This is a genomic window from Roseitalea sp., from assembly GCF_984466335.1.
Genome location: NZ_CFIFWG010000127.1, coordinates 1 through 9515, shown reverse-complemented (window position 1 = coordinate 9515; position 9515 = coordinate 1). Strand labels below are relative to the sequence as shown.

7 protein-coding genes are annotated in these 9515 nt (G+C 67.2%); 5 read left to right on the top strand and 2 right to left on the bottom strand.

Going from position 1 to position 9515, the window contains the following annotated elements; all coding sequences use genetic code 11:
* From AC5E6L_RS11545 to AC5E6L_RS11530, 4 genes are all read left to right on the top strand, one after another.
* On the top strand, positions 1-484 hold a 484-nt coding region (locus AC5E6L_RS11545; protein WP_491773429.1), incomplete at its 5' end, for a tRNA (adenosine(37)-N6)-threonylcarbamoyltransferase complex transferase subunit TsaD.
* A complete protein-coding gene (locus AC5E6L_RS11540; RefSeq protein WP_491773427.1) occupies positions 481-1458 on the top strand; it encodes an NAD(P)H-dependent glycerol-3-phosphate dehydrogenase in 978 nt (325 codons plus the stop codon). The genes AC5E6L_RS11545 and AC5E6L_RS11540, both read left to right, overlap by 4 nt.
* A gap of 92 nt (positions 1459-1550) precedes the next feature.
* Positions 1551-1982, top strand: a complete 432-nt coding sequence (locus AC5E6L_RS11535) for an EVE domain-containing protein (RefSeq protein ID WP_491229671.1) — start codon at positions 1551-1553, stop codon at positions 1980-1982.
* Positions 1983-2055: 73 nt separating this feature from the next.
* Positions 2056-2655, top strand: a complete 600-nt coding sequence (locus AC5E6L_RS11530) for a YqaA family protein (protein ID WP_491773425.1) — start codon at positions 2056-2058, stop codon at positions 2653-2655.
* 211 nt (positions 2656-2866) lie between these two features.
* Here the strand turns inward: AC5E6L_RS11530 and acs are convergent, their stop codons facing one another.
* Together acs and AC5E6L_RS11520 are read right to left on the bottom strand one after the other, a co-directional pair.
* A complete protein-coding gene (gene acs, locus AC5E6L_RS11525; RefSeq protein WP_491773423.1) occupies positions 2867-4822 on the bottom strand; it encodes an acetate--CoA ligase in 1956 nt (651 codons plus the stop codon).
* Positions 4823-5006: 184 nt separating this feature from the next.
* Positions 5007-6218 (bottom strand): MFS transporter, encoded by a 1212-nt coding sequence (locus AC5E6L_RS11520; RefSeq protein ID WP_491230555.1) that lies wholly within the window; start codon positions 6216-6218, stop codon positions 5007-5009.
* Between the two features lie 127 nt (positions 6219-6345).
* On the opposite strand from AC5E6L_RS11520, the gene pyc reads away from it, so the two are divergent.
* Positions 6346-9515, top strand: a 3170-nt coding sequence (gene pyc / locus AC5E6L_RS11515; protein WP_491773420.1) for a pyruvate carboxylase, incomplete at its 3' end; no start/stop codon positions are given.

Here is a 9515-nt window from a genome sequence, read left to right as displayed (position 1 = left end):
CGCGCTGCCCCGGCCGCTCAGGGGGGAAGCCCGTCCGGACTTCTCCTTTTCCGGCCTGAAGACGGCCCTGCGGCAGCAGGCGACGGCGCTGGGCGATCCGGGCACGCAGGATGTCGCCGACCTTTGCGCCTCGTTCCAGAAGGCGGTCACAGAGACGCTCAAGGACCGGGTCGCGCGCGGCCTGGAACGCTACCGGGCCGATATCGCCGGGTCGGCGCCGACCCTCGTCGTCGCCGGCGGCGTGGCGGCCAACGGCGCCATCCGCGCGATGCTGCGCGGGCTGTGCGCCGAGCACGGCTTTGCCTTCCTCGCCCCGCCCGCCGCGCTGTGCTCGGACAATGCGGCGATGATCGCCTGGGCCGGGCTCGAACATTTTCGTCAGGGCGAAAGCGATCCGCTCGACATCGCGCCGCGCCCGCGCTGGCCGCTCGACGAGACGAGCGAACCGGTGATCGGTTCGGGCAGGAAAGGCGCCAAGGCGTGAGCAATGTCACCGTCATCGGCGCCGGCGCCTGGGGCACGGCGCTGGCCGCCGCCATGGCGCGGACGGGGCCGGTCACGATCTGGGGCCGCGACGCGGCCGTGATCGGCCAGATCGCGCGCGAACGCCGCAACCGCGCTTATCTGGGCGCCATCGATCTGCCGGCCGGGATCGCAGCGACCACGGACCCCGCCCGGGCACTCAAGGGTTCCGACCCGGTCCTTTTCGCCGTGCCGGCCCAACTTCTTCGCCATGTCGTCGCCGCGATGGCGCCGCATCTGGGTCCCGATGCGCTGCTGGTCTCCTGCGCCAAGGGGATCGAGCGCGGCTCGGGGGATCTGATGACCGACATCCTGGCCGAGGCCGCGCCCGCCAACCCTTGCGCGGTCCTGTCCGGTCCCAGCTTTGCCGTCGATGTGGCGCGCGGCCTGCCCACGGCGGTGACGCTGGCGATGGCGGACGAGGCTCAGGCCCTTGAGGCGGCGCGAGCCCTGTCCCGTCCGGGCCTTCGGCTCTATGCCGGCAGCGACCCGAGGGGCGTCGAATATGGCGGAGCGCTCAAGAACGTGCTCGCCATCGCCGCCGGCATCGTCGCCGGCAGGGGATTGGGCGCGAGCGCCCAGGCGGCGCTGACCACGCGCGGCTTTGCCGAAATGGCCCGCCTCGCCGTCGCACTGGGGGCAAGGCCCGCAACCCTGTCGGGCCTGTCGGGCCTGGGCGACCTGATCCTGACCTGCGGGTCCGGCCAGTCGCGCAACTTCGCCTATGGCCAAGCGCTGGGACGCGGCGAGGACACGTCGGAGCTGAAGCTGGCCGAGGGCGCGGCCACCGCCGGGATCGCCGCGCGCATCGCCGCCCGGCACGGCATCGATGCCCCGATCATCGACGCCGTCGCCCGCATCCTCGACGGCGGACTTGACGTCGGGACCGCCATCGCCACCCTGCTTGCCCGGCCGATCAGGGCCGAGGGGGAATAGAGATTGGTGAATGCTCCCTCGGAACGCGCGCCAACGCAACACTATTTCACCATTGACGACTCACCATTCACTTCCAAATGAAAGGGCGTTTCATGTCCGGCTACTGGCTCTTCAAATCCGAACCGTTCAAATGGTCCTGGGACCAGCAGAAGGCCAGGGGCGCGGCCGGCGAGGAATGGGACGGCATCCGCAACTATCAGGCGCGCAACAACATGCGGGCGATGAAGCTTGGCGACAAGGGCTTCTTCTATCACTCCAACGAGGGGCTGGAGATCGTCGGCATCGTCGAGGTGTGCCAGCAGATCCATCCCGATTCGACCACCGACGATCCGCGCTGGGAGTGCGTCGACGTCAAGGCGGTCCGCGACATGCCGAAGCCCGTTTCACTCAGGGCGGTCAAGGCCAATCCCGCGCTCGCGCAGATGGCGCTCGTCACCTCCATGCGCCTGTCGGTGCAGCCCGTCACGCGGGACGAGTGGCTCGAAGTGTGCCGCATGGGCGGGCTCGACACGCCGCCCGTGTGAGGGCCTACCCCCTGTGCCCGTCTCAAAAAAGCCCCGATCGCGGGCGACATCCGGCTCAAAAACGGGTGAAGCCGTGACGGGACGATCTTTCAGACGCTGGCTGGCGCGCGTGCGCCAGGGCCGGGCCGGCATAACCGGCCTTTTCTGGCTTTCGGCGGGCGAGACCACCATCCTTCCCATGCCGGTCGAGATCGTCCTGATCCCGATGATGCAATATGCGCGCGACCATGTCTGGCGCATGGCGACCAGCGTCACCCTGGGCGCGCTCGCCGGCGCCGTCGCCGGCTATTTCATCGCCTATTTCTTCATGGAGACGGCCGGCAACAGCTTCATCGCGCTCGCCGGCTGGCAGGACGAACAGGCCCGCTTCGCCGACCTGTTCGAGCGCTACGGCTTCCTGGCGATGGTGCTGGTCGGCATGCTGCCGCCGATCCCCTTCCAACTCGCCATCGTCTCGGCGGGCGCGACCGGCTATCCGTTCGCGCTGTTCGTTCTGGCGACGCTGATCGCGCGCGGCATGCGCTATTTCCTTCTGGCCACGATGGTGCACCTGTTCGGCGATCATGTCGCGACCGCCTATCGGAACAACCGCGCGCTGGCGCTGAGCGTGCTGATCGCCCTGTTCTTCGGTGCGGTGGGCCTGATCGTCTTCTTCGAGGGCGGCTTTGCCTGACGCGCCGCGCCACCCCGCAGGAAGCAAGGAGCTTTTATGGCCAAGGCTGGATTGCGCGCCGACCGGCGCACTCCCGAAAGCCGTGCACGCGCCGCCGCCGAAGCCATGTCCGATGCCGAGGATGCCGCAATCCGGCGCGCGGCCGCCGACGATCCCGACACGGTGCCCGCCGACGGGTCCGTGATGGCCCAGGTGCGGCGCGGCCGGCCGCTCAGCCCGTCCTGTTCTGGCGGTTGTCGATCAGATCGCCGACGACCGACGGGTCGGCCAGCGTCGACGTGTCGCCGAGCGAGCCGTAATCGTCCTCGGCGATCTTTCTGAGAATCCGCCGCATGATCTTGCCCGAGCGCGTCTTGGGCAGGCCGGGCGCGAACTGGATCTTGTCGGGCGAGGCGATCGGGCCGATCTCCTGGCGCACATGCCGGACCAGGCCCTTGCGCAGATCATCGTCCCCGTCATAGCCGGTCATCAGCGTCACATAGCAGTAGATGCCCTGCCCCTTGACCTCGTGCGGATAGCCGACCACGGCCGCCTCGGACACCGCGTCATGGCTGACCAGCGCCGATTCCACTTCCGCCGTGCCCATCCGGTGGCCCGAGACGTTGATCACGTCGTCGACGCGGCCCGTGATCCAGTAATAGCCGTCCGCGTCGCGCTTGCAGCCGTCGCCGGTGAAATATTTGCCCTTGTAGGTGGAGAAATAGGTCTGCACGAAGCGCTCATGGTCGCCATAGACCGTGCGCATCTGGCCCGGCCATGAATCGGTGATGCACAGATTGCCTTCGGCCACCATCTCCGAATGCACCTGGCCTTCATTGTCGACCAGTTGCGGCCGGATGCCGAAGAAGGGCCGCGTCGCCGAGCCGGGCTTGAGCCTGGTGGCGCCGGGCAGCGGCGTGATCATGATCCCGCCGGTCTCGGTCTGCCACCACGTGTCGACGATCGGACATTTCTTCTCGCCGACGACATTGTAATACCACTCCCAGGCCTCGGGATTGATCGGCTCGCCGACCGAGCCCAGAAGCCGCAGCGTCTTGCGCGAGGTGCGGTTGACGAAAGAGACGCCCGCGCCCATCAGCGCGCGGATCGCCGTCGGCGCGGTGTAGAAGATCGTCACCGCGTGCTTGTCGACCACGTCCCAGAAGCGCGAGGCGTCCGGATAGGAGGGCACGCCCTCGAACATCAGCGTGGTGGCGCCGTTGCACAAGGGGCCGTAGACGATGTAGGAATGGCCGGTGACCCAGCCCACATCGGCCGTGCACCAGTAGATATCGCCCTCCTGGCAGTCGAACACATATTGGTGCGTCATCGACGCATAGACGAGATAGCCGCCGGTCGTGTGCAAGACGCCCTTGGGCTTGCCGGTCGAGCCGGACGTATAGAGAATGAAGAGCGGGTCCTCGGCCTTCATCCGCGCCGGCTTGCATTCGGGTTTTTCGTCCCTGACCGCGTCGTGATACCACACGTCGCGATCCTCGAACCATTCGATCTTGCCGGCGGTGCGCCGCACCACCATCACCGTGTCGACCTCGACGCCCTCGCGCTCGGCCACCTCGACGGCCAGATCGACATTGTGCTTGAGCGGAACCTTCCTGCCGCCGCGCAGGCCCTCGTCGGCGGTGATCACGAAATGGCTCCGGCAGCCGACGATGCGGTCGGCGAGCGCGTCGGGCGAAAAGCCGCCGAAGACGATCGAATGCACAGCGCCGATGCGCGCGCAGGCCAGCATCGCATAGGCGGCCTCCGGGATCATCGGCAGATAGAGCGTGACCCGGTCGCCCTTCCTGACGCCGCGCGCCTTCATCGCGTTGGCGAGCCGACACACCTCCTCATACAGTTCGCGATAGGTGATCTTCTTGTCGTCATAGGGATTGTCGCCTTCCCAGATGATCGCCACCTGGTCGCCGCGCCTGTCCAGATGCCGGTCGATGCAGTTGTAGGCGACGTTGGTGACGCCGTCCTCGAACCATTTGATCGACACCTTGCCGTCAAAGGAGGTGTTCTTGACCTTCGTGTAGGGCTTGAACCAGTCGATGCGCTGGCCGTGCTTCATCCAGAACCCGTCCGGATCGTCCATGCTCTGCCGGTACCAGGTCTTGTAGGTGGCATCGTCCAGCAGCGCCTTCTTCTTCACCGCCGCCGGCACAGGATACACATCACCAGACATCGATCATCCTCCACTTGGTTCGGGCAGTCGGCCCGCATTGCCGATCATGGCCGGCGATCTCCCCATCCCCGGCGCGCCGTCCGCGATGTAGCGCGAAGCCTTCGGCGGCGTAAATTAGACCATGGATTGCGCGCCGGACAGGCCAGCGCGAAACGCAGGCAAGACCATATCGCAGCCGATGCGGTCACCCGCTTGCCCGCCCTGGCAGCCATGGCAAGAACATGCAGGTAACGCCGACCGCCAGCACGATCACCGACCAGCCGACGAACACCACCGCCAGCGACAGGGCTTCGGCGACCGCGCCGACAAGGGCGGGCACGAACAAAAGACCGGCATAGCCGAAGGTCGTTATCACGGCGATCGCCACCGCCGGCGGCAAGCTCCGATAATTGCCGGCCGCCGAGAACAGGATCGGCACCATGTTGGCCATGCCGATGCCGGCGACGAAAAAGCCAAGGCAGGCCATGGCCAAGCCGGCCGCCGTGCCGGCGACGGCGAGCCCCGTGGCGGCCAGCGCGGCGCTCGCGGCGAACATCGGCCGGTCGCCGAACCGCGCCCGCAGGCCGTCGCCGAACAGGCGCATCGCCGCCATCGTCGCCGAGAAGGCGGCGAACGCATAGCCGCTGACGATCAGCGGCGCCTCAAGCTCCTCGCGCAGATAGAGCGCGCTCCAGTCGATCACCGTGCCCTCGGGCGCGAACGCCAGCAGCGTGAGCACGCCGAGCACATAGATGCCCGGCGAGCGCGGCAGCCGGCGGGCGCCGAGCACGCGCGCCTCCCCGCCATCGCCATGCACCGCAGGATCGTCGGGCCTGTAATGGCCGAAGGCCCAAAGCGCGACCGCAAGGCTGACCGCGCCGACCGCCAGCGCATGGCCCATCTCGCCGAGCGCGGCGATCATCGCCCCGCCTGTCAGCCCGCCCGCCATCCCGCCCAGCGACCAGAAGCCGTGGAAAGAGGACATGGCCGGCCGGCCCAGCGCCCTTTCGACGCCGATGCCGTTGGCGTTCATCGCATTGTCCATCGCGCCAAGGAACATGCCGAACCAGAGCAGGGCCAGCGCCGCCGCTGGCACCGAGGGCGCCAGCGTCAGAAGGACGAGCGAGGGCGCCAGCAGGATCGACGTCCAGCGCATCACGACCACAGAGCCGAACCGCGTGACCATCAGGGCTCCGCCGATCAGCGCGATCACCGCGCCGATCCCGAACAGCACGATCAGCCGGCCGAACACGGCCTCGGAGATGCCGAGCCGCTCCACCAGGACCGGGATCTTCGTCGCCCAGTGACCCATCATGAAGCCGTTGACGAAGAAGGCGGCGAACACGGCCAGCCGCGCCAGCCGCAGGCGCTTGGCGGCGGGCGGCGCGCCGCCGGCGATGGTGGGAACGCTCGACATCACGCCTCCGGACAAACCGGGCCTCCATAGCCTGTTTCCGCCCGGCGGAACAAGCGTCGTTGCGGACGTTTGCGCTGCACAATGCGAACCGCTAAACAATTGGAAAAAGTTTTCCGGGGACCCCGCCGTGGCCATTTCCAGACTGCTCGTCGCCAACCGTTCCGAGATCGCCATCCGCGTCCTGCGCGCGGCCAACGAACTGGGCATGACCACGGTCGCCATCTGGGCCGAGGAGGACAAGCTGTCCCTGCACCGGTTCAAGGCCGACGAGAGCTATCAGGTCGGCCGGGGCGGCCATCTGGAAAAGGATCTGGGGCCGATCGAGAGCTATCTTTCGATCGAAGAGGTGATCCGCGTCGCCAAACAGTCGGGCGCCCAGGCGATCCATCCCGGCTACGGGCTTTTGTCGGAAAGCCCCGAATTCGTCGACGCCTGCGACGAGGCGGGCATCATCTTCATCGGCCCGAAGGCCGACACGATGCGCAAGCTCGGCAACAAGGTGTCGGCGCGCAACATCGCCGTCGCCGCCGGCGTTCCGGTCGTGCCCGCCACCGGGCCGCTGCCGGACGACATGGATAAGGTCAGGGAACTTGCCGCCGGGATCGGCTATCCGGTGATGCTCAAGGCCTCCTGGGGCGGCGGCGGGCGCGGCATGCGCGCCATCCGCTCCCAGGAAGACGTCGCGCGCGAGGTGACCGAGGCCAGGCGCGAGGCCAGGGCCGCGTTCGGCAAGGACGAGGTCTATTTCGAAAAGCTGATCGAGCGCGCCCGGCATGTCGAGGTGCAGGTGCTCGGCGACACGCACGGCAATGTGGTGCATCTGTTCGAGCGCGACTGCTCGATCCAGCGGCGCAATCAAAAGGTCGTCGAGCGCGCGCCCGCGCCCTATCTGGACGAGGCACGGCGCGCCGAACTGGCGGACCACGCGCTGAAGATCGCGCGCGCGACCGATTATGTCGGCGCCGGCACGGTCGAGTTCCTGATGGATGCGGATACGGGCGCGTTCTACTTCATCGAGGTCAATCCACGCATCCAGGTCGAGCACACGGTGACCGAGGAGGTCACCGGCATCGACATCGTCAAGGCGCAGATCAGGATTCTCGAAGGCGAGCGGATCGGCGATCCGGCATCGGGCGTGCCGGCGCAGGCCGGCATCACGCTCAACGGCCATGCGTTGCAGTGCCGCATCACCACCGAGGACCCCGAGCAGAACTTCATTCCCGACTATGGCCGCATCACCGCCTATCGGGGCGCGACGGGCTTCGGCATAAGGCTCGACGGCGGCACCGCCTATTCGGGCGCGGTGATCACCCGCTATTACGACCCGTTGCTCGAAAAGGTCACAGCCTGGGCGCCGACGCCGCAGGAGGCGATCCAGCGCATGGACCGGGCGCTGCGCGAATTCCGCATTCGCGGCGTCGCCACCAATCTGACCTTCCTTGAAGCGATCATCGGCCATGCGGATTTTGCGGCCAACGCCTATACGACCCGCTTCATCGACGCGACGCCGGAACTGTTCGCCCAGGTCAGGCGGCAGGACCGCGCCACCAAGCTCCTGACGTACCTCGCCGACGTGACCGTCAACGGGCACCCGGAAACCAGGGACCGGCCGAGGCCCCCCGCCCATGCGACCCCGCCCGAACCGCCCTTTGCCGGCGGCGATGTGCCCGACGGCGGCACAAGGCGCATGCTGGATGCGATGGGGCCGGAAAAATTCGGCCGCTGGCTGCGCGACCACGATCCGGTGATGATCACCGACACGACCATGCGCGACGGCCATCAGAGCCTTTTGGCGACGCGCATGCGCACCTATGACATGGCACGGATCGCCGGCACCTATGCGCGCGCCCTGCCGAACCTTTTGTCGCTGGAATGCTGGGGCGGGGCGACGTTCGACGTTTCCATGCGGTTCCTGACCGAGGACCCGTGGGAGCGGCTGGCGCTGATCCGCGAGGCGGCGCCCAACATCCTTCTCCAGATGCTGCTGCGCGGCGCCAACGGCGTCGGCTATACCAACTATCCCGACAATGTGGTCAGGCATTTCGTCAGGCAGGCGGCAAGGGGCGGCATCGATCTGTTCCGCGTGTTCGATTGCCTCAACTGGGTGCCGAACATGCGCGTGGCCATGGACGCGGTGGCCAGCGAAGAAAAGATCTGCGAGGCGGCGATCTGCTATACGGGCGACATCCTCAATTCGGCGCGGCCGAAATACGATCTGAAATATTATGTCGGCATGCTCAGGGAACTGGAGGCGGCCGGCGCGCACATGATCGCGGTCAAGGACATGGCCGGCCTCCTGAAACCCGCCGCGGCCTCGGTCCTGTTCAGGACGTTGCGCGAGGAAACCGACCTCGCGCTGCATTTCCACACCCACGACACGTCGGGTATCGCAGCGGCGACGATCCTGGCCGCCATCGATGCGGGCGTCGACGCGGTCGACGGCTCGATGGACGCGCTGTCCGGCCTGACGGCGCAACCGTGCCTTGGCTCCATCGCCGAGGCGCTCAAGGGCACGCCGCGCGATCCGGGTCTCGATCCGGAATGGATCCGGCGCATCTCGTTTTACTGGGAAGCCGTGCGGGCGCAGTACGCCGCCTTCGAGAGCGATCTGAAGGGGCCGGCATCGGAGGTCTATCTGCACGAAATGCCGGGCGGCCAGTTCACGAACCTGAAGGAACAGGCGCGTTCGCTCGGCCTCGATGCGCGCTGGCACGAGGTGGCCCGCGCCTATCACGACGTCAACATGATGTTCGGCGACATCGTCAAGGTGACGCCGTCCTCCAAGGTGGTCGGCGACATGGCGCTGATGATGGTCAGCCAGGATCTGACGGTGGCCGAGGTCGAGGACCCCAAAAGGGACATCGCGTTCCCTGAGTCGGTCGTCTCCATGATGCGCGGCGATCTGGGCCAGCCGCCCGGCGGATGGCCGGAAGCGATCCAGACCAGGGTGCTCAAGGGCGAAGCGCCCTACACGGACGTGCCCGGCTCGCTGTTGCCGGCCGAGGACATGGCCGCGCGCCGCGCCGAAATCGAGGAGAAGATCGGCCGGCAGGTCAATGAATTCGAGTGCGCCGCCTATCTGATGTATCCCAAGGTGTTCACCGATTTCGCGCTGGCCCAGGACAAATACGGCCCGGTGAGCGCGCTGCCGACGCCGAACTATTTCTACGGCCTGCCGGCCGGCGAGGAGATCTTCGTCGACATCGAGCGGGGCAAGACGCTGGTGATCCGCTGTCTTGCGATCGGCGAGCCCGACGACAAGGGCCGGGTGCCCTGGGTGCGGCGCATCGAGGAGCG